General features: G+C 54.1%; 24 protein-coding genes. 14 read left to right on the top strand and 10 right to left on the bottom strand.

The window, feature by feature from the left end; all coding sequences use genetic code 11:
- Positions 1-8: 8 nt before the first annotated feature.
- Positions 9-902, bottom strand: coding sequence for a hypothetical protein (locus tag BSK21_RS13395; RefSeq protein WP_156529529.1), 894 nt, complete (start codon positions 900-902; stop codon positions 9-11).
- A gap of 656 nt (positions 903-1,558) precedes the next feature.
- On the opposite strand from BSK21_RS13395, the gene BSK21_RS13390 reads away from it, so the two are divergent.
- The gene (locus BSK21_RS13390) at positions 1,559-1,906 is read left to right on the top strand and encodes a hypothetical protein (protein ID WP_067547500.1); all 348 of its coding nucleotides are present in this window, start codon (positions 1,559-1,561) and stop codon (positions 1,904-1,906) included.
- Positions 1,907-2,003: 97 nt separating this feature from the next.
- A complete protein-coding gene (locus tag BSK21_RS13385; RefSeq protein WP_156529528.1) occupies positions 2,004-2,315 on the top strand; it encodes a hypothetical protein in 312 nt (103 codons plus the stop codon).
- Positions 2,316-2,318: 3 nt separating this feature from the next.
- On the opposite strand, the gene BSK21_RS13380 is transcribed toward BSK21_RS13385, so the two are convergent.
- Entirely contained in the window at positions 2,319-3,023 is a 705-nt protein-coding gene (locus tag BSK21_RS13380) for a response regulator transcription factor (protein WP_197498112.1), read from the bottom strand.
- Between the two features lie 410 nt (positions 3,024-3,433).
- On the opposite strand from BSK21_RS13380, the gene BSK21_RS13370 reads away from it, so the two are divergent.
- The 3 genes from BSK21_RS13370 to BSK21_RS13360 all read left to right on the top strand — a co-directional run bounded on the left by BSK21_RS13370 (position 3,434) and on the right by BSK21_RS13360 (position 5,822).
- Positions 3,434-3,907: a hypothetical protein gene (locus tag BSK21_RS13370; RefSeq protein WP_067547483.1), complete on the top strand. Its 474-nt coding sequence runs from the start codon at positions 3,434-3,436 to the stop codon at positions 3,905-3,907.
- 81 nt (positions 3,908-3,988) lie between these two features.
- On the top strand, positions 3,989-4,612 hold the full coding sequence (locus BSK21_RS13365; RefSeq protein WP_067547480.1) for a ribonuclease HII: 624 nt from the start codon (positions 3,989-3,991) through the stop codon (positions 4,610-4,612).
- A 106-nt stretch (positions 4,613-4,718) separates the two neighbouring features.
- The gene (locus BSK21_RS13360) at positions 4,719-5,822 is read left to right on the top strand and encodes a site-specific DNA-methyltransferase (RefSeq protein WP_067547477.1); all 1,104 of its coding nucleotides are present in this window, start codon (positions 4,719-4,721) and stop codon (positions 5,820-5,822) included.
- Positions 5,823-5,911: 89 nt separating this feature from the next.
- Here BSK21_RS13360 and BSK21_RS13355 read toward each other — a convergent pair whose 3' ends face one another.
- Together BSK21_RS13355 and mutY are read right to left on the bottom strand one after the other, a co-directional pair.
- Positions 5,912-7,045, bottom strand: a complete 1,134-nt coding sequence (locus tag BSK21_RS13355; RefSeq protein WP_067547474.1) for an alkane 1-monooxygenase — start codon at positions 7,043-7,045, stop codon at positions 5,912-5,914.
- Positions 7,046-7,096: 51 nt separating this feature from the next.
- Positions 7,097-8,122, bottom strand: a complete 1,026-nt coding sequence (mutY, locus tag BSK21_RS13350; protein WP_067547471.1) for an A/G-specific adenine glycosylase — start codon at positions 8,120-8,122, stop codon at positions 7,097-7,099.
- A gap of 88 nt (positions 8,123-8,210) precedes the next feature.
- On the opposite strand from mutY, the gene BSK21_RS13345 reads away from it, so the two are divergent.
- Together BSK21_RS13345 and BSK21_RS13340 are read left to right on the top strand one after the other, a co-directional pair.
- Entirely contained in the window at positions 8,211-8,723 is a 513-nt protein-coding gene (locus BSK21_RS13345) for a DUF721 domain-containing protein (RefSeq protein WP_067547467.1), read from the top strand.
- An 11-nt stretch (positions 8,724-8,734) separates the two neighbouring features.
- Entirely contained in the window at positions 8,735-9,367 is a 633-nt protein-coding gene (locus BSK21_RS13340) for a DsbA family protein (protein WP_067547464.1), read from the top strand.
- A 46-nt stretch (positions 9,368-9,413) separates the two neighbouring features.
- Here BSK21_RS13340 and lpxK read toward each other — a convergent pair whose 3' ends face one another.
- The 3 genes from lpxK to BSK21_RS13325 are packed head-to-tail and all read right to left on the bottom strand — an operon-like array spanning position 9,414 to position 11,851.
- Positions 9,414-10,391 carry a tetraacyldisaccharide 4'-kinase gene (lpxK, locus tag BSK21_RS13335; RefSeq protein WP_067547461.1) on the bottom strand — a complete coding sequence of 326 codons (978 nt, stop codon included), beginning with the start codon at positions 10,389-10,391 and terminating at the stop codon, positions 9,414-9,416.
- A gap of 1 nt (position 10,392) precedes the next feature.
- Positions 10,393-11,598, bottom strand: a complete 1,206-nt coding sequence (locus BSK21_RS13330; protein WP_082959380.1) for a 3-deoxy-D-manno-octulosonic acid transferase — start codon at positions 11,596-11,598, stop codon at positions 10,393-10,395.
- A gap of 7 nt (positions 11,599-11,605) precedes the next feature.
- Positions 11,606-11,851: a DUF4170 domain-containing protein gene (locus BSK21_RS13325; protein WP_067547455.1), complete on the bottom strand. Its 246-nt coding sequence runs from the start codon at positions 11,849-11,851 to the stop codon at positions 11,606-11,608.
- Positions 11,852-11,975: 124 nt separating this feature from the next.
- Between BSK21_RS13325 and BSK21_RS13320 the strand changes: the two genes are divergently transcribed.
- Together BSK21_RS13320 and BSK21_RS13315 are read left to right on the top strand one after the other, a co-directional pair.
- On the top strand, positions 11,976-12,845 hold the full coding sequence (locus BSK21_RS13320) for a mannosyl-3-phosphoglycerate phosphatase (RefSeq protein ID WP_231924736.1): 870 nt from the start codon (positions 11,976-11,978) through the stop codon (positions 12,843-12,845).
- A 3-nt stretch (positions 12,846-12,848) separates the two neighbouring features.
- The gene (locus BSK21_RS13315) at positions 12,849-14,069 is read left to right on the top strand and encodes a glycosyl transferase (protein WP_067547452.1); all 1,221 of its coding nucleotides are present in this window, start codon (positions 12,849-12,851) and stop codon (positions 14,067-14,069) included.
- Here the strand turns inward: BSK21_RS13315 and BSK21_RS13310 are convergent.
- The 3 genes from BSK21_RS13310 to BSK21_RS13300 all read right to left on the bottom strand — a co-directional run bounded on the left by BSK21_RS13310 (position 14,066) and on the right by BSK21_RS13300 (position 17,768).
- Complete coding sequence (locus BSK21_RS13310; RefSeq protein ID WP_318254749.1) at positions 14,066-14,830, bottom strand: 3'(2'),5'-bisphosphate nucleotidase CysQ; 765 nt, start codon at positions 14,828-14,830, stop codon at positions 14,066-14,068. The two genes, BSK21_RS13315 and BSK21_RS13310, sit on opposite strands and share 4 nt — an antisense overlap.
- Positions 14,823-16,169 (bottom strand): TldD/PmbA family protein, encoded by a 1,347-nt coding sequence (locus BSK21_RS13305; protein WP_067547446.1) that lies wholly within the window; start codon positions 16,167-16,169, stop codon positions 14,823-14,825. The genes BSK21_RS13310 and BSK21_RS13305 overlap by 8 nt, the downstream gene beginning before the upstream one ends.
- A gap of 99 nt (positions 16,170-16,268) precedes the next feature.
- Positions 16,269-17,768, bottom strand: coding sequence for a DUF2125 domain-containing protein (locus BSK21_RS13300; protein ID WP_067547444.1), 1,500 nt, complete (start codon positions 17,766-17,768; stop codon positions 16,269-16,271).
- A gap of 107 nt (positions 17,769-17,875) precedes the next feature.
- Here BSK21_RS13300 and BSK21_RS13295 point away from each other — a divergent pair, with 107 nt between their 5' ends.
- The 5 genes from BSK21_RS13295 (at position 17,876) to BSK21_RS13275 (ending at position 23,414) form a co-directional block, all read left to right on the top strand.
- Positions 17,876-18,643 carry an SDR family oxidoreductase gene (locus tag BSK21_RS13295; protein WP_231924734.1) on the top strand — a complete coding sequence of 256 codons (768 nt, stop codon included), beginning with the start codon at positions 17,876-17,878 and terminating at the stop codon, positions 18,641-18,643.
- Complete coding sequence (locus tag BSK21_RS13290) at positions 18,640-19,248, top strand: enoyl-CoA hydratase/isomerase family protein (RefSeq protein ID WP_067547441.1); 609 nt, start codon at positions 18,640-18,642, stop codon at positions 19,246-19,248. Before BSK21_RS13295 ends, BSK21_RS13290 begins: the two co-directional genes overlap by 4 nt.
- Positions 19,249-19,318: 70 nt before the next feature.
- Positions 19,319-20,488, top strand: a complete 1,170-nt coding sequence (locus tag BSK21_RS13285) for a TIGR03862 family flavoprotein (RefSeq protein WP_074039042.1) — start codon at positions 19,319-19,321, stop codon at positions 20,486-20,488.
- Between the two features lie 170 nt (positions 20,489-20,658).
- Positions 20,659-22,776, top strand: a complete 2,118-nt coding sequence (locus BSK21_RS13280) for a YjbH domain-containing protein (protein ID WP_067547438.1) — start codon at positions 20,659-20,661, stop codon at positions 22,774-22,776.
- Positions 22,773-23,414, top strand: coding sequence for a YjbF family lipoprotein (locus tag BSK21_RS13275; protein WP_067547435.1), 642 nt, complete (start codon positions 22,773-22,775; stop codon positions 23,412-23,414). Before BSK21_RS13280 ends, BSK21_RS13275 begins: the two co-directional genes overlap by 4 nt.
- Positions 23,415-23,433: the final 19 nt, after the last annotated feature.

Here is a 23,433-nt window from a genome sequence, read left to right as displayed (position 1 = left end):
TAACCTCGTTATTGTGCGGTGATGACGAACTGGAGACCGGTCCAAGCCATGTCGTAAACACAACCATCAGAGTTGCTGCAGGTAACTGGTACGCCGCCACTGACCGTGAAACTGCCTAAACCTGCTGGCGAAAAAGTAACTTCCGAGGAGTCTGATACTGCAACGGCGATATCAAGATTGGATGTATTTTGACCGATAGAGACGCTACTCGTGAGGGCTTGGCTTGCGTAAATAGCAAAGTCGTCGTTGTCGTTTGTCGACAGATCGCCCGAGCTGTCTAACATGTAGAGGTCCATATCGACCGTTACACCGCCAATGCTAACTTGGTAGCCGAGCATCGTATTATTGTACCCGTTATCGTCACCAAGACCCACAGTTTCGGATGCTTCAGCCAAGTTGGTTAAAGAGTTCGAGCATTCAACTATGTCATCAGGGTTCGTGTTATAGTCTTGCCCATTGGTAAAACAGTATCGCCCAGTTCTTCCTTGAAGATCAGTACGAAAATTGCTCGGATCTGTTCCAAAGTCGAGGACAGTCTCCATTTTCACAAAAGTATTCAAAACGAGATAGGCGTGCGTATACGTCCCTTCTTCGAGCGAGACCTGATCCATCAAGGACAGGCTTTGACCTGAAGCCATCTGCATGTCTCTACCTGCAGCACTCAAAAATAATGTTGTGCAATCCGCTTGGTCAGACGGCGAAGACGCACTTTTGCACAATCCGAACTCATGAACTTTCAGAGTGAGAGATTGTGGTGTCGCATAGCATGCACCATCTCTTTCGGGATTGCTTGCATGAGCAGCGTAGTCTGAGCTGTCGGAGCAGCGGTGGTCTTGTGCATGTGCTGTCGCTGCCGATAGTGCGGCAATAGATATCAATATTGGTAATGCTGTCTTTTTCATTGCGATGTCCCAAACTCTTGAGTTGTCACGACCATTGGGATTTGAGGTCCAATAATGATACTCATTGACAGATCTAAGTTGTCGTCGGTCAAGGTACCTGATCTCTCTCATTGGGATAGCTGTCTGGAATGAAAAGGACAGTCTTGGGTTGGGCTAAGAGCGCAAAACCAGAATACGACTCTAGTCGTCTCGGTTCGAGCATCCTCGTGGTCATTCTTGAATTGGTTGAAAATCACGGTTCAGCCACGATAGTGTTGTATGAAAGTTACTAAATTTTTGGTGCTTTCTCTGACTGTTTGACCTTTAATAAAGTATAATAAAATCAATAAATTAATTAGGTATCGGAATTCACAAATGGTTTACAAAATAAACACTTATATACTAATTTATTGATTTAAAATGATAAATTTTTAAGACTTCCTTCTCCTAAGGGGCAGGTTACAGGTTCAAGTCCTGTCGGGGTCACCAAATCCCAATATTCCGCACAACTTTAGCGATACAAATATGTACGGATGTGTTCGTGATTTTGCGCCACTATGAAGCAGCAAAGTCTCTGTATTTTAGGAATTAATCAAAATCTTAACAAATGCAGGACATTCGCGGAAAGATTGAATAAAGTCGTTGCGTGGGGCAAATTTTGACGAGGACATGGGGCAATGACGAGAGCCGCGCCATTAGATGAAATGATTGAATTTGCGATGGAGGAACTCCTGTCGGGGAACGAGGATCGCAAGCGTGCGATGGTGCGCAAAATGGCTGAGCGTTGGCCAGATCAGCCGGCATTGGCGCTTGTATACGCGGTCACCTCTGCAACTGAAGCGATCGAAGACAGTTTTGGCGAGGCAGCTGCGTCCGATCCTGTGATCCCACTGGGCTATCGTCTATCTGCTTTGATTTCGGCGGATGTGCATGCCGTTCAGTCGATGGGGCAGGTTCCTTCGGTTGCCGAGGACCTCTTGCATTTCTGGCGTCGGGTTGATCCGAATTTCCTGCGGATACAGTAAGTTTCTGAATTGTAACTAGTTGATTGAGCTAAGAATCGTTAAGAAATGGTAAAGCCTTGGGGGCTAGGTGGGTATGAACGGTTCAGAGTTAGATCATATGATCGAGTTCGCTATCGGCGAATTGGCAGCTGGTGATCCAGAGCGGATCAGGGGTGTCGTTCGGCATATCGCGCAACGGTGGCCCGAGCAAAAAGCGCTGATGATTTGTTTTGCTCTCACCTCGGCTGCTGCTCAAATCGAAGACGTATTTAAAGATGGCCGCGCAGCACGCGGCCCTCAGATTGCCTACAAAATGGCGGCCTTAGTCGCGGGTGACGTTCTGGCTGCAGAGGCAATGGGCATATCGCCGGTTAAAGGGCGTGATCTGATGCATTACTGGCGCCGCGCCGATCCCTACTTCTTGAGCTAACGATCACACCATCCGTATGACGTTTTTATCGATGGCGAGCATATAGCCGCGCCGCGCGATGTTTTTGACCAACAACTCGCTGACCATCTGATTGCCCAACGTGTCGCGCAAGCGTTTGATGCGGGTCGCACCCGCCGCTTCGTCACAGTCGGCAGCGTTTCGGCCGGAAATCACGGCCTCTATCTCTGCACCTGACAACACATCGTCGTCCATGCGTGCTTCGGCAAGAACAGAAAGCGTTTCGATCGCAGCTTCGGTAAGTTTGAATTCAAAGTTGTTCAGATAGACGGTGTTTTGGTCGCGGCTGATCAACAATGAATTTACTTCGATTCCTTTTCGTTCGATGTGGCCCATCCGTCGATTGAGTTGCGCAAGCATAACAAGGAACGTGATGGCCGCGATTAGAAGCGCAGTCGCGAAAACCAGTAGGACATAGATCAGAGTCTGATAAGACGCGATTGTGTCCGAAAACGCGGTGCCCGATTGGGCGAGGATTTCCAGCAGTTTCAGTTCAGCCTGTGAAGTGAATCCGTCATTCTCAACAAAGATCTGTTCGACCCGTGCGTTGAACGCATTTGCGTCTGGCAGGTTTGCGAACATCACCACTGCGGTGACCAGTAGGATCAGCACCACAGCGGCGATCCCGCCGAGAACGAATTTGTTGCCTGTCGCGCGTGTTTCAGAAGCGGAGATAGAATTCACCTGCACTGTCCCGTCTTTGTTCGAGTCCGGTTTCGTCAAATACATCCATGACGTTCAATAATACCCAGCCCGCAGTTTCAAGGCGGGGTGAGAGTTCTGCCTCAGCTTGCGCGGCAGTGCATGGCCCGTCGATGCGAGCGACCCCGTATTGCAGACGCAATGGGGAATCCTGTTTGGCCTTATAGTCTGCGTAGCAATCTGCATGCGCAGTCGACGCCATCAGGAAAAGAATGAAGGATATCGCGTGTTTCATGATGCAATCAGAACACCAGAAGGTGCAGTGCTATTCAATAACCTAATGATTGTGAGGGCGTGTTATTCAATGGCTCAGCACTGATATTGAGCGACACACGGCGACGATCCCATCGTCCTTTCATCACGACGCACCATCGCGTCAGACGAAGAAAGGACACACCATGTTCAAGACAGTTACCGCGGGACTGACCGCACTTTCGCTGGCGCTTTCGGTGCCCACCACAGCGCAGGCTGGCAATGATGATGTAGCAAAGGCGCTGGCAGGATTGGCTATGATCGCCATCGTCGGTGCGGCTCTTTCTGACAATAATGGACGAGCGCAAGTTCAGGTCACACCGCCGCAAACCTACCCAAACCGCAGGGAAGGTGCGCGCGGTCATGATGATCATCGTCGTGACAATTGGGGCCATAACGCCCGCCGTGTCTCGCCTTTGCCCGAAGCATGCAGCATCGAACTGAACCGCCGTGGTGAAACACGAGAGTTGTATAACAGCCGTTGTCTGCGTCGGACTTACGCGAACTTCGACGCACTCCCCAGCGATTGCCAGACGACCTATCGCCGAAATGGTCACACGCGAAATGGCTACAATGCGTCGTGCCTTCGTCAATACGGGTTCCGCGAGGAACGTCGATAACAAGGTCGAGCAGCAGGCACCAAAGGTGCCGCGGGCGGGCGAGGGTTGGACAATTACCCTCGCCCCGTTTTAGGTGGAGCTATGACAAAGATTGCTCCTGATTTTTCATTTGAACGCGCCGCGATGGATCTTGGTTACCTTCGTATCGCAGGTGTGGACGAGGTGGGTCGCGGTCCTTTATGTGGCCCCGTGACGGCCTGTGCTGTCGTGCTCGATCCCGCGCAGGTGCCCGACGGCCTGAATGATTCTAAACAGCTGACCCCGAAAAAGCGCGCAATCTTGTTAGAGGCGCTCTTGGATGTGGCGGACGTATCGATCGCCCATGCATCAGTGGAAGAGGTGGATAGTCTCAACATCTATCATGCAACGCACTTGGCGATGTGCCGAGCTCTCGATGGACTGTCTATTCCTGCTGACTATGCGTTGATCGACGGCAATAAGATTCCCAAAGATATCCAGATTCCCGCGGAGGCCATCGTAAAGGGAGATGCCCGTTCCGTCTCAATCGCGGCCGCCTCAATTGCGGCAAAAATGTGTCGAGATCAAATTATGGTGGACTTAGCGCAACAGTTTCCAGGCTACGGATGGGAGCGAAATGCTGGCTACGGGACGAAAGAACACCTCGAAGCACTCGTAAAAAAAGGGGTTACACCACATCATAGGCGATCGTTTAAACCCGTGCACAACATCTTGTATCAAGAATAAAACTTAAAGGCTTGATTCAAAAAACTTTTTGACACCGTCCCCCCTCTGACTCATCTTAAGGCCAACCATAGAGCGGAAAAATCCGCCGGTTATACGAGGCAGTAAAATGATCAGAGCAGAAGAGAAGGGCGCGGCAGCGCTCCCTCTGAATAGTATTCTTGCGGGCGATTGCATTGAAATAATGAATTCGCTTCCCGCAAATAGCGTGGACCTCATTTTTGCGGACCCGCCCTACAATCTCCAACTTCGTGGCGATCTTCATCGCCCCGATAACTCCAAAGTCGATGCCGTTGATGATCACTGGGACCAGTTTTCGTCCTTTGCGGCCTATGACCAGTTCACCCGTGATTGGTTGGCAGCGGCGCGCCGTTTGCTTAAGCCGAACGGTGCAATCTGGGTAATCGGCAGTTACCACAACGTGTTTCGGATGGGTGCCGAACTTCAGAACCAAGGGTTCTGGATTTTGAATGACGTGGTGTGGCGCAAGTCGAACCCCATGCCCAACTTCCGCGGCAAACGTCTGACCAACGCGCATGAGACCCTGATTTGGGCATCGAAAGAAGAAGCCAGCAAATACACCTTCAACTACGAGGCCCTAAAGGCTTTGAACGAAGGTGTGCAGATGCGATCTGACTGGGTTCTACCGATCTGCACAGGTCATGAGCGTTTGAAAGATGATGCAGGCGATAAGGCGCATCCGACACAGAAACCGGAATCGCTCCTCCATCGTGTTCTGCTCGGCACGACAAACCCGGGGGATGTGATTCTGGACCCCTTCTTTGGCACAGGCACGACTGGTGCAGTTGCCAAGATGCTGGGTCGCGAATTTATCGGCATTGAGCGCGAAGAAGCGTACCGTCTTGTCGCGAAGAAACGCATCGAAGCTGTTCGCAAGTTCGACAAAGAAGCGCTTGAGGTTTCTCAGTCCAAACGGGCAGAGCCGCGTGTGGCTTTTGGCGTTTTGGTCGAACGTGGTCTGCTTCGTCCCGGCGAAGAGCTGTTCAGCATTAATGGTCGTCACACGGCCAAGGTGCGTGCGGATGGTTCAATTGTCGGTCGGGATATGAAGGGGTCGATCCATCAGGTCGGCGCTCATCTCGAAGGCGCACCGTCGTGTAATGGCTGGACCTACTGGCACTTCAAACGGGACGGTCAGACTGTTCCGATTGATCTTCTGCGCCAGCAGATCCGCTCGGAAATGTCAGCCTAAGCTGATCAAGAGTTACCGCCAGAGCCACCAGCCCTGCTCGGCTGTCGTAGGCTCATACCTCCCCGCCGTTTGTTCGGCGGGGCTTTTTGCTATCGAGGCATTGGATTGCTGGCGGTTTTATAGGCCGACCAATCGGTTATGTCGGGGTAGTATTGCCGACGCCATGCTCGGACCTTGGGATTCATCCAGCGCCGCCAAACTGGGGGCACTAGCGCAGCGATTGCCATAAGCGGATAACCGAATGGCAACTGCGGCGCTTCGGTCTCATCGTAGGTTTGTAAGAGCGGGAACCGTCTATCGGGTTTGTAGTGGTGATCCGAATGGCGCTGAAGGTTGATCAGCAGCCAGTTCGTGCCGGTATGAGACGCATTCCACGAATGATGCGGTTTGACATGTTCGTATTTCCCGTCACCCAAATGCCTACGGGTCAGTCCGTAGTGTTCAACATAGTTGGTTAGTTCGAGGGCAAGGATGGCCATGAAGGCCTGAACTATAAAGAGGCCAAGGCCAGCGATCCCGCCAATCGCAAACGCAATGGAAAGCATCATCAGCTGCAGGGCCGCATACCGCCAAAACGGATTGCTCTGATGCCACCAGGCGAGGTTTCGACGGGCAAGCATCTTGCGTTCAGCGTCAAAAGCAGACGGTGGGCATGTCACTAGGACCCTCGCGAAATAACGGTGGAACCCTTCGTTGTAGCGAGCCGTCACGGCATCCTTCGGCGTGCCGACGTAGATATGGTGGACCAGTAGGTGTTCGGTTCGGAAATGCGAATAGAGGACCATCGACAAAAGAATGTCCCCGAGCCACCGTTCGAACGTATTTTTCTGGTGCAGTAACTCATGCGAATACACGATTCCAATCGTGCCCGAGAGAATACCAACATCGAGCATCACTGCGATTCTTTCGCCGACGCTCAGATGGGTTGTCGATGTGACATAAGCCAGAAGTCCGAAAATCATCATGAACTGCACGGGAGGCCAGATCATGGTGATCAGCCGATACCAAAATAGGTCTTTCGTTGGGGTTTCGAGGTCTGGGTTTTCTTCGTTTAGACCAGCGACGGCGTCAACGACGGTAAAGATATGCCACGCGAGTAGCGGCGTCAGTGCCAAAGTCCAACCGCCGTATACAGCACCAAGAACAGGTAGCGGGACGAGAGCTAATGAGAGCCAAAACGGCAGGGCTTTTGTGAATGATCCAACCGATTTTGCGGGCGTCATATGATCGATCCTCTACCTTTGGCTGAATGTTACGCCTATGGGTTTAGGGTTTCAATCAGTGCCGAAAGCACCCACCGCGAGGTCATAGACCTTGCGCATGACTGTGGGCAGCGCACTGGGGTCTAAAGTCATAAACACCCCATTTTCTGGTTCGGCCTCTGCGGGAACATGCGCGATTTCGATACTCAGGCGCAGATGGAAATGAGTGAACGTATGTAGAGCTTCAACATTGAGCGTTTGCCACGCAGCTTCTATTGGTGGCGCTGCCATAGGCGCATCGTTCCAGTCCGATCCGGGCCAGCCGAGCATCCCACCCAGAAGCCCTTTATCTGGCCGTGTCTCCAAAAGGAACGAACCGTCGGGCTTGCGAGCGACGTAGGCAATGCCAAATCGGACCGGTTTCGGCTGTTTTGGGGCCTTTTTCGGTAGTTCAGCTGCGGTTCCTTCGATGCGGGCCTGACACCTATCGCGCCACGGACAGATCCCGCAGGCTGGGCTTTTGGGTGTGCAAATGGTCGCGCCGAGGTCCATGACGGCCTGAGCGTAGTCGCCGGCGCGATCCTTTGGCGTCAGGCCAAGAGCGAGCTCCGTAAGTTCGGGCTTGGCAGCAGGTAGCGGTGTATGGAAGTTGTAGAGCCGCGACATCACACGTTCGACGTTGCCGTCCACGACAACCTCAGATCTGTTGAACGCGATCGAAGAAATGGCACCTGCGGTGTAGGGCCCGATTCCAGGGAGGGACAACAGACTCTCACGCGTGTCAGGAAATCTCCCGCCATGATCCGCCACCACCGCGCGGGCGCATTTCAGCAAATTCCGCGCGCGGGCATAGTAGCCAAGGCCTGCCCATTCAGCCATGACATCGGCGTCGGTAGCGTTTGCCAAGTCAACTACCGTAGGCCAGCGTTCGGTGAAACGGCGGAAATAGTCTTTGACGGCGGCGACGGTCGTTTGCTGCAACATCACCTCTGACAGCCACACACGATAGGGATCGGGCATAACGCCCGCCTTGCGATCTGCGGGCGATGTGCGCCATGGCATGACGCGGGCATGTCGGTCATACCATTCCAAAAGCATGTCACTTAGGCCGTCACGCAATCTTTAGCTCCTGTAACAGTGGTTTCGCTGGCAACTGCCGTCTCGGTCGGTAACATAGGTCACTAAGATGAAACAGCCACGCTCCAATGGAACCACACGCGGTTTTTCCCGCGCCGTAAGCCTGATGCAGACCCGCATCCGCGAGGCAAGCGAGTCCCGTGGCTTTGCCGTGTCGCGTCTTTTGACCCACTGGGAAGAGATCGTGGGGCAGCAGACGGCCTCAATTGCGCGACCTGTGAACGTGTCGTATGGGCGGAACGGCATGGGTGCGACGCTCACGCTTTTGACCACTGGATCGATGGCTCCGATCCTTGAGATGCAGAAAGAACAAATCCTGCAAAAAGTGAACGGATGCTATGGCTACCGTGCAATTGCGCGAGTGAAGGTCACGCAGACGGCACCGACCGGATTTAGCGACGGGCAGGTGGCATTTAGCCATGCGCCCAAAGCAGAGAAACCCGCGCCCGCCCCTGAAGTGGTCGAACAGGCCCGCGATATCGGGCAGGGTGTCGGAGACGATGGATTGCGCCAAGCCTTAGAGCTTTTGGCGACCAATGTGTTAAGCAAACGGAAAACCTGACAGAGGCAGTAATGAAACGACGTCTTTTCCTCACCACCGCCGGTGCAGCCATGATGGCTGGCGGTATGACCCTCCCCTTATTTGCCCAAGAGGCAGAGGCTGCCGCTGGTATCCCAGATATGGTGCTGGGCAATCCTGATGCGCCAGTAGAGATCGTAGAATATGCGTCCTTCACCTGCCCGCATTGTGCGAATTTCCATGCCAATCAGTTCCAGCAGATCAAAGCGAACTATATCGACACGGGCAAAGCGCGCTTTGTCTTCCGTGAGGTCTTTTTCGACCGCTACGGCCTGTGGGGTTCGATGATTGCGCGCTGTGGTGGCGAAATGCGCTTCCACGGGATAGTGTCGATGATGTTCGAACGCCAGCGTGATTGGGCACAGGGTGAACCTGCGCAGATCGCTGCGAATCTTCGTAATATTGGCAAGGTTGCGGGACTTGATGACGCGACACTGGATGCTTGTATGCAGGACGCCGATACCGCGCAGGCTTTGGTCGCTTGGTACGAAGAGAACCGCGTTCGTGACAACATCGAAGGAACGCCGTCATTCCTGATCCAAGGTCAGAAATATTCGAACATGAGCTATGAAGAGTTCGCAGCAATTCTCGATGAAAAGCTGACCGAGGCTGGCTACACAGAATAAAACTGAAACGATGTTTCAGGTTGGAAGGGCGGCCTATGGCTGCCCTTTATTTTTGGGTGATGCCGATCGCGGAGAGTGCGCTGTCGATTGGCCCCCAGTCTTCGAGCTCTAGTCTCACTGGAACGGTCAGCACTTTTGACCGGAACGAATCTGGCAGACGAACCGCGTCTTTTTCAGTCGTGACCAACTGAGCGCCGCGCATTTGGGCCTCTGCCTCTAGGCGGAGCATGAGGGCGGGTGTCAGTGGTTGGTGATCTTGTAGAGGTTCACCGTGAATGACATTTGCACCCAGCTCGCGCAGCGTGGCAAAGAATTTCTCTGGATTGCCTATCCCTGCGAAAGCGAGAACAGGCATTCCCGCCCACGGCATTCCCGTCTGTAGCGGTGCTAGTCGTCCATTAACGCGCGGAACAGGCACGTTCCCCAATGGCAGGCCGTTGGTTCCAATCGACAGTACGATCTGTGCGCGCTTCAGTCCTGCCTCAACCGTTTCACGAAGTGGACCAGCGGGCATGACGCGCCGATTGCCAAAGCCACGCGCCGCATCGACGACGACGATACTCAGGTTTTTCACCACTGACGGGTTCTGAAACCCATCGTCGAGCAAAATGACGTCCGCCCCAGCCGCTTCTGCCGCTTTAACGCCCGCCGCACGATCCTGCGCGACCCAAGTGGGGGTAAATGCTGCGAGCAGAAGGGGTTCGTCGCCTACATCTTCGGCACTGTGGTCTCTCTCCCGAACCTGAGTTGGGCCAATGGTTTTGCCGCCATACCCGCGTGACACAACATGAGGGGTGAATCCGAGGGCAATAAGCCTTTGGACCAGTGCGATTGTCGTTGGTGTTTTGCCTGTTCCGCCAACGTTGATGTTGCCGACACAGATCACGGGGACAGAAGCTTGATACCCCGACTTAGCCACGCGGCGCGCAGTCACAAACCCATAGAGCGCCCCAATAGGAGACAATAGCCGCGCGATAAGCGCGGGCTTGTCTGCGGGGGTGAACCAATAGTCGGGCGCGCGCATCCTATCCTTCGGCCTTGTCTAGGATTGTGCTGATCAGAGCGGCAATCCGGTTTGTAACTTCTGCACCGCGCGATGTGACATCCCAAGCGGCGTGTGCAATCTGAGCGGTAAGGTCAGGAGATAGCAGGTCTTCGATTGTTTTGGCCAGTGCTGCGCCGTTTGCAATCGGTGCCGCACCCCCCGCATTGTCGAGCTGCATATAGAATCGAGCATAGGGTGCCGTTGTAGGTCCATGCACGACAACAGAGCCAAGTGCCGCGGCCTCAAACGGATGGCGGCTGCCTCTGGTCAACGTGCCGCCCATGTAAGTAATCGGCGAAACCCGATACCACATCCCCAATTCACCATCGAGATCGGCGACCAGTGCACGGGTTGTCTCGGTCGGGTCGCCTTCCGACCGCAGAACGGTTTCAAATCCAGCATCGATGAGTTTCGCGGCGAGTTCGGGTGCTTGGCGTGTGTCCTGAGGAACGAGGATCAAAAGCAACCGATGTGACCTGCGGCATGCGCTGCGGTGCGCTTCAATGATCAAGTTTATCTCGGCGGGGATCGCATTTGCGACGAGCCAGATCGGACGGGTGTCGACGGTTTTTGCGAAATCGGCACGTTCCGCGTCGTTGCATGACAGAACGGGCGCTTGATCATCGAAATGTCCTATGACTTCGACGCGGTCAGAAGCGACACCCCAACGGCGAAACCGTTCGGCACTGGATTTATCAGCGGCGAGGACGTCGTTGAAAACCGAAAGAAGATAGCGGCGCATCCCAAAGAGCCACTTCCGCCCTTCAGGGATAAAGTCGTTTGCGTCCGCAGCGATCAGGTATTTCGGAAACGAACATCGGTCGGCTGCTGCTATGATCGCGGGATCAACTTGTCCCCCAATCCACATCAGTCCGATGGGTTTCCAGTGTTCAATGAACCGCGAAATATCCCGAAGGTTTCGGCCTGGTCCTTTTGATACCGTGATCATCGGGTCTGGCGAGATGTCAGTGTCTAGCGACGATCCCGTCACGACAAATGCAACCTGTTCGAGGTCGTCCTGCATTTGCCACATGACCCGTCTAATGTGGTCAGCATCTGCGGTGTTTCGACAGTGCACCCAAATGACGGGTTGGGACGGGGGGGCAGGTTCGTTTGCGCCTATGGCCTCGCCTGACCCGCAGGGGCGGGCCAAGAGGTAGAGGTTCAGGAACAATGACGATGCCATTTAGGGATTACAGACCCAGTTCTTCGGTTGGGGAAGCCGCGAGGCCTTCGTCCCGCAGCCTGTGGATGTGAGCGATGAAATAGCGTGTGTGTGCGTCATCAACGGTGCGCTGAGCCGCTGCTTTCCATGCATCATGGGCAGACTGATAGTCGGGGAACATACCGACGATATCGATATTGTTGACGTCTTTGAAAGTCGTGGTGCTGGGATCAACAAGTTCGCCACCAAAGACGAGATGCAGACGATTGGCCATGGGGAAACTCCGCTGTGTTGGATGTGCGCCACCCTAAGCATTGGCGGCAAAGGGTCAAGAGAACCACCGTCATGGTTCCGATACAGATTTGCCCTAACCTTCTGCAGTTCAAGGGTTTGCTGCGGTGCAGAAATTTTTACTTGCCTTCTGGTCGTTCATGGCCAACCCTACAGGAGAAGAAAAGAGGACCGCATTGCCCTGCATCGCCGTGTTCACCGATCTGGATGGAACTCTTCTGGATCATGAAACTTACTCTTGGGCGCCTGCTGCGCCTGCATTGGATCGATTGAGAGCGCGGAATATTCCGCTGATCTTAGCGAGTTCAAAGACTGCCGCCGAAATTCAACAGCTTCGGGATGCAATTGGGTTCGGCCATATGCCTGCAATCGTAGAGAATGGTGCTGGCATTCTTGAAGGTGGAGCGACCGCTGGAAATGATCGAGTGGATCATGACAGGATTATGCGAGTTCTCTCACAGATACCGAATACCTTGCGCCGTGATTTTGAAGGGTTCACCGATTGGGGTGTAGAGGGCATTGCGCATGAAACTGGATTGTCCATGCCTGAGGCACGATTGGCTTATGCCCGTCAATTTTCTGAACCTGGGGTGTGGCGCGGAAACGCGCAAGCGGAAGTGGAATTTATAGCGGTTTTGGCTGAGCATGGAGTGCAAGCACGGCGTGGCGGGCGGTTCCTGACCCTCTCGCGCGGCACCACCAAGGCGGATCGGATGAGAGAGCTTTCATCGCGCTTCGCGCCTTGTCGAACGATGGCGCTGGGCGATGCGCCGAATGATATTGAAATGTTGCAAGCGGCGTCATTGGGCGTGGTGGTGAAGAATCCCAATGCTGCGCCGCTGCCACCTCTCATCGGAGAGGCCGATGGGCGCATTATTCGTACGAAACTGGTTGGGCCTGCGGGCTGGAACGAAGCGGTTCTGAAATACGTTGAAATTTGGAATCCGGAGCCGAACAGAAAACAACAGGAGGTTTGACCCTTGGCCGATTTTCACCAAAGCGGAAGCATCGCGACCCTGCACAATTTGCGGACTGCATCCACCGAAGCGATGACGAATGAGTTGTCTACTTTTGGGATGAACCGCAAAATCAACCTCATCCTTCCATCGTTGTTTTCAGAACTTGAAGGCGAGGCCTTGCCCGCCATCATCAACGAACTGAATAAGGTGCCGTACCTCAACAAAATCGTCATCGGTCTAGATCGTGCAACCGAAGCGGAATACCGATATGCGCGGCAGTTCTTTTCTCGTCTCAAGGTGAACCACGACATTCTTTGGAATGATGGCCCGCGTTTGCAGGCGATTGATGAACGTTTGAAAAAGCTGGACTTGTCGCCAAACGAACCGGGCAAAGGACGGAATGTTTGGTTCTGTATTGGGTACACATTGGCCCAAGCGGAGGCTGCAGTCGTTGCCGTGCATGACTGTGATGTCGTGACCTATTCGGCGGATATGTTGGCGCGGCTTGTGTATCCCGTCGCCAACCCTGCATTCCCCTATCAAATGTCCAAAGGTTTTTATCCTCGCGTAGCGGATCGCAAGCTCAATGGGCGGGTTAGTCGTTTGCTGGTTACGCCGCTTCTGCAGTCGCTAAAGAAGGTCTTGGGGCAGCGAGATTACCTCGATTTCCTATCGTCGTTTCGATACCCGCTCGCAGGGGAGTTCGCGATGCGTACGGCGATTTTGCCGGATATGCGCATTCCGTCAGACTGGGGGTTAGAAATTGGCCTCTTGTCCGAGGCTTGGCGGAACCTATCGCCGCAGGCCGTTTGTCAGGTCGAGATCAGCGATCGCTATGATCACAAACATCAGGATCTTTCCCTTGATGATGCGAACAAGGGGCTCAGCCGGATGTCGGTCGACATTTGCAAAGCCCTGTATCGCAAGCTTGCTGCCGATGGCACGGTGCTGAGCGAAGAGGTCTTTCGTTCGATCAAAGCGACCTATTACCGAATGGCCCTCGACCTCATCGATACCTACTACAACGACGCGAGAATGAACGGTCTTGATCTTGATCGGCACGCCGAAGAGACTGCGGTTGAGCTGTTCGCTGCGAATATCATGCAGGCAGGAAGCGTGTTCCTCGATAACCCGATGGAAACGCCGTTCATCCCGAACTGGAGCCGCGTAAACGCTGCCGATCCTGCGATCCTGACTGATATGCTAAAGGCCGTAGCAGGCGACAACGCAGAATTTGGTTAGAGCAGTTGATCTGCGAGGGTTTGGTGGAAGGTTGGTACTGCACCGATAACGCCGTTCACCTGCGGATGAGGATTGTTAAAGCGCAGCGGCGCGCCCTTTTTGTCGGTCACGGTGCCACCCGCCTCAGCGAGGATCAGAGCGCCTGCAGCGATGTCCCATTCCCAACTTGGGCGCAACGTGATCATACCGTCGAAACGACCTTCCGCGACGAGGCACATACGGTAGGCAAGTGACGATCTGAAATGGCGGTCGACCTTAGGCGGCTGTGCGTTTTTCCAGTTCGTTACATCCATCGTCGGCGTGTTCGTGAGGATCGTTGGCGGTGTTGCGGTTCCCCCAATATGCAGAGTTTCACCGTTTAGCGTTGCACCTTTGCCGTGCCACGCAGCGAACATTTGGTCTTTCATAGGTAGATAAACGACGCCCGCTATAACTTGTCCGTTTTCGACAATGGCGAGCGAATGGGCCCAGTCTTTGGAACCGTCAATAAACGCGCGGGTTCCGTCGATCGGATCGACGATGAACTGGCGGGTTGTTGATAGGCGATCCGAAGTGTCGTCGGTCTCTTCGGACAGCCAACCATAGTCGGGCTGCGCTGCGGTCAGCGTCGCCCGCAGCATGGTATCGACAGCCAGGTCGGCTTCGGTCACTGGGCCTTGCCCAGCGGGTTTGTCCCATACCTTAGGCGCTGACTTAAAAAAGTCCGCTGCGATATCGCCAGCTTTGCGGGCCGCGACTATTAGAAGGTCGAGATCAGTCACCGGCAAGCGTCAGCCCTTCGACCAAGAGCGATGGTACAACACGGCTTAGGTGTTGGCGGGCATCATTGGCGGGAGTGATCCGTTTCAGCATCTCGATGAGATTGCCTGCGATGGTGATCTCATTGACGGGATACGTGATTTCGCCGTTTTCGATCCAGAAACCAGCGGCACCGCGGGAATAGTCGCCCGTGTTTGGGTTGATAGTTGAACCGATGAACGAGGTTACCAACAATCCCGTACCCATATCGCGGATGAGTTCAGCACGGGATTTGTCGCCTTGGGTCAAGGCAACGTTCGTCACAGAGGGGCTGGGCGTTGAAGAAGTGCTGCGAGCCGCGTGGGCGTTGCTGGTCAGTCCCAATTGCCGCGCTGTGGCGAGGTCGAGGGTCCAGTCAGTTAGGACGCCATTTTCAACAATCGCACGACGGGCTGTAGGTAACCCTTCGGCGTCGAAGAGACGAGACGCGCTCGCGCGTGGGCGGTGTGGGTCCTCTATTAACGACAGACCTTCGGGGAGGACTTGGGTGCCTTTCAGGCCTCGTGCCCACGATGAACCACGTGCGATCATGCTGCCGTTTACCGCCTGCAAGAGGTGGGTGATCAGCGACGAAGAAATGCGCTCATCCAATAGGATTGGATAGCTGCCGGTTTTGGGGCGGCGCGGGTTGAGGCGTTCGATTGCGCGTTCCCCTGCGGTGCGACCGATGTCCGCCGCGTCGCGCATATCGGACTGAAAAATGCGGCTGTCGTGATCATAGTCACGCTCCATCCCGCCGCCCGTTCCAGCGAGTGCACCACAGGAAATGCCACGGTCTGACCGCTCATACCCAGCTGCGAACCCGTTCGTTGCAGCAAGGTGGACGCGGCGATGACTGTAGCCTGCAGATGCGCCAATCACTTGTTCTACGCCGTCGACTGCCAATGCAGCCGCTTCGGCGCGGGCTGCATCGTCTTGCAACATGGCTGGATCAGGCTCAGGCGTTGGGTCGAAGAGTTCTAACCTGCTGCTATCGGTATCCTTGGCAAGTTGTTCTACAGCTGCCAACCCAGCATACCGATCTTCGGGGGCCACGCGGGCCATCGCGACCGCGCGCTCTGCCAATTCGCGAAGCGCATCGGGTCGTGTGTCTGAGGTCGATACGCAGGCCTGCCGTTGGCCGACTAACACGCGCAAGCCGACATCGACGCCTTCGGATCGTTCGGCGGCCTCCAACGCTCCACCTCGAACGTCGATGTGGACCGAAGTTCCATCGACGGCCAATGCATCGGCACTATCGGCACCGCTTTTACGGGCGAGATCGAGAAGTAGGCTGGTCAGGTCAGAAAGCGATTTTGTCATGGGCACACCTTTGGTCACCCATGACCTAGACCGCAGGGCCTGTCCCTGCAAGTCCGGCATCGTGTGCCCGCCCCGAAGTCACTGGGACGGGCTGTTGATTTACTTGATACGTTGACCGTTAAGCATCACGTTGCCTTGGGCATTCATATCGATGGTAGTTTCGATCTGATCTTCACCAGTTGACTGGGTGAACATGCCTAACATCATCCGTGCGGTCATGATCTGATCACCGACGGGCAGACCCATTTGTTCGACCTTATCCAAGAGCCCATTGATGCCTTTGCCGACCAAAGACAGGCTGCCTTCGGGGCGTGGGAAGCCGCCGTAGGTTTGGAGATCAGTGTTATCAAAGGTGAAATCACCCGTCCCTGTGATCTCTGCTCCAGCTATGGCGAGTTTCAGGTTTTGAAGGGTCAGAGAGTGCAGTTCGCCCGGAACATCGGTTTGCTCAAGCGCTGCGGCTTGTTTCGGGTCCATTACGTCAAAGAACAGCTTGGCCGCGCCCGTTACAGCGACTTGGAAGGTGATCGGGTCATGAGGCAGGATGCCTTGTGGGTCTGCCATCATCCAAAGCATGTCGTTGAGGCCAAGGTCCGTCAGGGTGATCCCTGCCGCAAACGGAGCGGGGTCTTCGGTCTTAGCCAGAGGCATTTCAAAGCTCACTCCGTATTCGCTTGCAGTGATATCCAGAGGCAGCGGAACCTGCCCACCCATGGCTTGGAACTTCAAACCAGTTGAGAGCGCAGCAAACGTCATAGCGTCCTTATCCAAACCAAAACTGAGGTGGCCAGATTCGGTCGCGCTTGCCATGTTGATCGTGCCAGAACTATCCGTGACGCTTATGATGTAAGTTGAGGGGCCTGCGGTGTAATCGAACGACATCTCGGCACCGTCGATAAACATTGTCTCGGGCGATTTTTGGTCAAGATCAGTTGGCACAATCATGGTCGACGCAAGGGACATGCCCGTTGTTTGGCCAGACAAGTTCATTTTCTCGAACTCTTCGTTCAGGTCGAAATACACATCCATTGAGGTCGCCGACAGATCATAGCCGATAGTCTGTAGATCGCCTGTGAGGACTGAATAGACGCCCGACAATCCGTTGAGCTTGAGGTTTGCTTCAATCGGTACGGGTTTTCCGCCGTCAAACGCCTCTGCCAGTTCAAGCAGATAAGAATCCGCCGAAACATCGTAATTGATCGCGTCCGCAGTTCCGCTGGCGACCATATCAAAGTTGGCAACAGCGATGGAAATGGTCGCGTGGTTTTCGGCGAAGTTTTCGGAGTTGCCCATCGACATTTGGTATTGCTCGGGGATCTTGACCGAAACAGTGCCATCGCCGTTTTCGGTCAGGATAATCGGTCCCATCTCCGCTTTAATCGTAATGCCGTCCTGATCAGCATCGTATGTGGTGCTTTCGATCGTCAGCGTGTTGCCCGACATCGTCTCCGCACCGAATGTGATCATATCGGTGCCGTACATGGCCATTTGGGACTTCCAATTGGCCCAAACCTCTTGGGCAGTAACATCTGCAAAAGCTGCGGGAGCGGTGAATAGTGCGGCAAGGCAAACGCTTGCGCCAAATTTGCTAGTATTCATAGTGGGTATCCTTTCCCAGACAACTCTTGAAAAATATTTTGCCATTAAAGTGTCATGGCAGTGATCACTTATGTCTAAAAGTAACCATTCAGTCGGCTGCGATAAAGATGACGGAGAAAGAAAACATGAAGATGACAGGTAAAACGGTCGCTATTACGGGTGCCAGCCGAGGCATTGGTGAGGCTGCAGCACGAGAATTTGCGGAACAAGGCGCAAATGTTGTTCTTTTGGCGCGCGGTGCGGATCGGATTGCAGAGATTGCTGCAGAGATTGGGCCAAATGCACAGGCTATTCCCTGCGATGTTGCGTCATTCGATTCGGTTCAATCTGCCATTGAACGCACGCTTTCACAGTTCGGCGGCATCGATGTTTTGGTGAACAACGCGGGTGTCATTGCGCCAATGGCACCGCTTGCCGAGACCGATGTGGATCAGTGGGGTCTTGCCGTCGATGTGAACCTCAAAGGCGTATTTCACGGTGCACGCGCTGTATTGCCCGGCATGATTTCAAAAGGGTGCGGGACCATTTTGAACATCTCTTCAGGCGCTGCGCATAACCCCTACGAATCTTGGTCAGCATACTGTGCATCAAAAGCTGGAACCTACATGTTGACCCGTCACATCGACCTTGAATATCGGGCCGCAGGTATCCGTGCTTTGGGGTTGTCGCCTGGCACTGTCGCGACCCAGATGCAGCGGGATATCAAATCCTCAGGCTTAGGCCCCGTGGCGGAACTCGAATGGTCGGATCATATTCCACCGGAGTGGCCCGCTAAGGCTCTGGTCTGGATGTGCGGCGAAGAGGCCGATGTCTATTTGGGGCAGGATGTGAAACTAAGAGAGCCTGAAATACGCAAGGCAATAGGTGTGGCATGATCCGTTTTGACCAAGAGGGTGATCTTTGGATCGCTACGATTGACCGCCAAGAGAAAGCGAATTCTCTGACCGAAGAGATGCTGACCCAACTGGCTGAATTTGCGGAATCTGCGACCGCTGCCAAGGTGTTCATCATCACGGGCGCAGGCAAGGTATTCAGCGCGGGTGCTGACTTGGACGAGGCCCGCGCAGGTTTAGCCACTAACCCCGTATGGGAACGCCTGTCTGGTGCGATTGCCGCGCTGCCATGCATGACGATTGCTGCGCTCAATGGCACGTTGGCGGGTGGTGCCTTTGGGATGGCTTTGGCGTGTGATCTGCGGATTTCTGTCCCGTCGGCAAAGTTCTTTTATCCCGTCATGAAGCTGGGATTTTTGCCGCAACCGTCTGATCCGAAACGAATGGCTGCGCTAATTGGTCCAAGCCGCGCGAAACTGATCCTGATGGGTGGTCAAAAGATCACCGCCGACGAGGCGCTGTCCTTTGGGCTTGTTGATCGTTTGGTCGAGGTTGAAGAGTTGATGCCCACGGTCCGCGAGATAGCTACAGATGCGTTGACCGCAAATCCAAGCCATATCGCGGGTATCAAAGGTCTTGTCGGTTAATCGCCGGTAGTTGGAACCTGACCTGCCCCATGTTACCCGTCGGTTAAGTGTTTTCAGACGGAGCAGGCATTTGGCAAAGGCATTGGTGATCGGTGCGGGTCCAGCGGGCTTGATGGCGGCAGATGTTCTGTCGGCTGCTGGGCATTCCGTTTTGATCGCCGATGCGATGCCGTCACCCGCGCGCAAATTTCTGATGGCGGGTAAATCAGGTTTGAACTTGACCAAAGTTGGGTCTGGGTTCCTAGGCGCCTATGGCGACATTCCTGCCTCGATGGTTGCGGCTTTGTCCGCTTTCGGCCCTGACCAAGTTATCGAGTGGGCAAATGACCTCGGCCAAGAAGTATTCATAGGCTCTACGGGACGCGTGTTCCCCGTGGTGATGAAGGCGTCACCGCTGGTGCGGGCGTGGCTCAAGCGGTTGGATGCCCAGCAGGTAAAGTTGCAAACGCGGTGGCGTTGGACGGGTTGGGACGGTGACGATTGGGTTTTTGAGACACCTGTTGGCATGCAATCCGTATCGGCCGATATCGTCATCCTCGCCTTCGGTGGTGCGAGTTGGGCGCGGCTTGGGTCTGATGGGCTATGGGCTGATCAGTTCCCTGACGACATCGCACCGTTCAAACCCGCCAACATGGGGTTCATCGTTCCATGGTCGAACCATATGTCGTCCCATTTCGGCTCGCCAGTTAAGGGGTGCACGCTCGTGGCGGGTGCCCAAAAATCCAGCGGAGAATTCGTGATCTCGTCGCGTGGGATCGAAGGCGGCGGGATTTATGCAATATCGGCTGCAGTTCGTGATGGCGCACCATTGACCATCGACCTTTTGCCGTCTCTGAGCGTTGAGGACATCCGAAAAAAGCTCTCTCGGAAAGGCAAAGAGTCACTCTCGAATGTCCTCCGAAAATTGCTTCGCCTCGATCCAGTGAAAATTGCCCTTTTGAATGAGTTTGGCCGTCCATTCCCTGATGATCTGGCGAACTTGTTGAAAAATCTATCCATTCCACATAGCGGCCCCCGCCCCATAGATGAGGCAATTTCTGTCGCGGGCGGTCTGAGGTTCGACGCTTTGGATGATGGCTTTATGATGCGAGGCCGTGCGGGCGTGTTTTGCGTTGGCGAAATGCTCGATTGGGAAGCTCCAACAGGCGGGTATTTAATTACGGGGTGTCTGGCGACGGGGCGGCATGCGGCGCTGGCGGCGATTGAGTATGCGGCGCAACTCGACGCGGGCGGGCAATAACGAGATCCCATTTTTTGGGTGGCCCAAGGCGGGCTAAATCTTATGCGCGCGAAGAGTCCAAGAGGGATGCAGTTTCGCAACCCTGAGAGATTACTCGCATCAAGACTTCATGCGATGTTTGTATTTTAGATTTCGAAAGGTACAAGAACTCCGAATTTAGGAGAGTTTTGATGACTGTTTTGCGCGGATTGCTCGCACTGGCGGCCTCGGTTTTTGGGCCAACCACAGTAATGGCGCAGGATTGGCGTCCTGAATATTCAATGTACGGGACGATCGGTATCATTGAAATGCCATCAGCCTTGTCCGCGCAGGATGCAGATCTATCGAGCCAGATATCGGCCTTCGAAGATCAAACCCGCGTCTCTATCACTTTTCAGATTTTGCCGAGGTTGTCGGGCACGTTTCGCTATTCAATCATCCCTGATTATACTGGCGTGGATACGGGTACGCTTTATGATAGGAGCTTTGATTTCCAATATCAGCTGCGTAACGAATCCGAATGGCTTCCGGCTGTTGCTGTCGGGCTGCGTGACTTTATGGGAACGGGCGTTCTAACTTCTGAGTATGTCGTCGGAACAAAAACAATTGGCACCAATTTGCGAGCCACCGCAGGCATCGGTTGGGGCCGAATGGGGAGTTATAACGGCTTTACCAACCCGCTAGGTGCAATTGCGAGCGCAATGGAAACGCGTCCGTCGCGCAGCAGCATATATGGCAGAGGTGGTGTTCCTGCATATGACCTCTATTTTCGTGGTGACGCCGCAGTGTTCGGTGGGGTCGAATGGCAGATTAACCCTTCGCTGACTTTCGCAGCTGAGTATTCCTCAGATGCCTACGATCGCGAGGTAGCCAACGGGACGTTCGACCATAAGTCGCCGTTGAACTTTGGCCTCAAGTATCACCCTAACGAAAACTACGAACTTGGCATATATGCGCTCTACGGTAGCGAAATCGGCGTTACGGCTACATCGGTTTTGAACCCAAATCGTCGTCCTGCGGTTGGCGGTTACGATACCGCGCCGATGCCAGTCGTCGTGCGGCCAGAGGACTTGCGCGCCGCTCGTACGTGGGATCGATCGGTGTTGTCAGATGAGACCATTCAGACCGCTCTCGTTGAAGCACTCGGTCAAGATGGGATCGTTATTCAGGGTATTGAACTCACCGATACCTCTATCCGCCTTCGGTATGAGAATACCCAATACAGATCCGAGGCACAGGCCGTCGGGCGTATTTCGCGCGTGCTGACCTATGCGCTGCCACCGTCAGTTGAGACTTTCATTTTCGAGCCAACCCGATTGGGCGTTCCGACTTCTACGACGACGATTAAACGGAGTGATTTGGAGAATCTCGAAAACCAAGTTGGGTCTGCCGAAGCGGTTTATGCTCGCGCTGATGTGTCTGAGGCGACGGTTGGTGATGACGCGGATCTTGTTCCGACTCAAACGAGCAGTTTTAAGTGGGGCATCATGCCGTATGGAGAGCTAACGCTTTTCGATAGCCGGAATCCTGCCACCGTCGAAGTCGGTATCGAAGCTGCGATGCGGTACGAAATTCGTCCAAATATCGTCGTTGCGGGTTCAGTCCGTAAATCGTTTTACGACAACCGGATCGACAATCCATCGATTTCCGCTTCGACAATCGAACCCGTTCGTCGCTACGCGCCATATTATGCCGATCAAGGTGATGGAGGGATCGATTACCTGACATTTGCTTGGTATGGCCGCCCCGCCTCGGAACTCTTTTCACGGGTAACCTTCGGTTATCTTGAGCCCATGTTCGGCGGTATTTCGACAGAGCTACTCTGGAGGCCAGTTGATAGCGACCTCGCATTTGGGGTTGAGCTGAACTACACCGCGCAGCGTGATTTTGATCAGGGCCTCGGATTCCAAGACTACAATGTCATCACGGGCCATTTGTCCGCCTATTGGGCAATGCAAAATGACTTCCACCTGCAAGTTGATGCGGGTCGGTATTTGGCAGGCGATTGGGGTGCGACCGTTTCTGTGGATCGAGAATTCCAAAACGGTTGGCGAATTGGGGCCTATGCAACCTTTACTGACGTTCCGTTTGAAGACTTTGGTGAAGGCTCGTTTGATAAAGGTATCCGTCTAACTATTCCGATGGATTGGGCGACCGGTATGCCTTCAACGCAGCTAGTCGACACCCGATTGAGTTCGTTAACTCGAGACGGCGGTGCGCGGCTTGATGTGGATGGGCGACTTTACGATGCAATTCGGTCTGGTGACATTTCAGACTTTGGTGATTCTTGGGGACGGTTCTGGCGATGAAAAATCCACTTATATTTGTCGCATTTTCAGCGCTCGTTGCCTGCGGTCCATTGGTCGAAGGAAACACGGCATCGAAAGTGTCGGCTGCAGTTAAGTCACGCTTTACTCAGCCCGATGCAGAGGCCATTCCGACCTACACCTTCGCCGATCTAGCTGCGTCGGAAATTCCTGTCATCTTGGCCGCTGTTCCGTCGTTGGAGGTAGCAGACGTCTTTCAAAAGATCGGGTCCAACGGAAATCAAGAGACATGGATTTCGTCTATCGGGATGACCATCACGCTTGATGGCGGGATTGTCGTAGCAACGCGTGGATTTGGTGAAGACATCTATGCCGCTGATACACGTGGCCTTTCGGCAGCCTTGCGCCGTGGTACGGGAACTTATTCCCGTCGTATCGAACAACTTGATTCTTCTGATGACGTTATCCGAATGGAATTCTCGTGTGAGCTTGAGACCGTCGGGCAGGATCAAGTCACGATTCTTGACCGTAGCTTTGGGGCAACGAAACTGCAGGAGACCTGCCGAAGCGAAGACGTCGCATTCGCCAATTATTATTGGGTGAATGGGTCCCGCGACGTCGTTCAGTCACAGCAATGGCTTGGCAAAAGCGTCGGACATGCCGCAACGCAGCAATTCTAAGATCAATTCAAAGTTGAAA

Origin of the sequence: Marivivens sp. JLT3646 (assembly GCF_001908835.1) — a bacterium.
Classification (GTDB): Bacteria; Pseudomonadota; Alphaproteobacteria; order Rhodobacterales; family Rhodobacteraceae; genus Marivivens; species Marivivens geojensis.
This window is presented reverse-complemented; position numbering and strand designations above follow the sequence as displayed.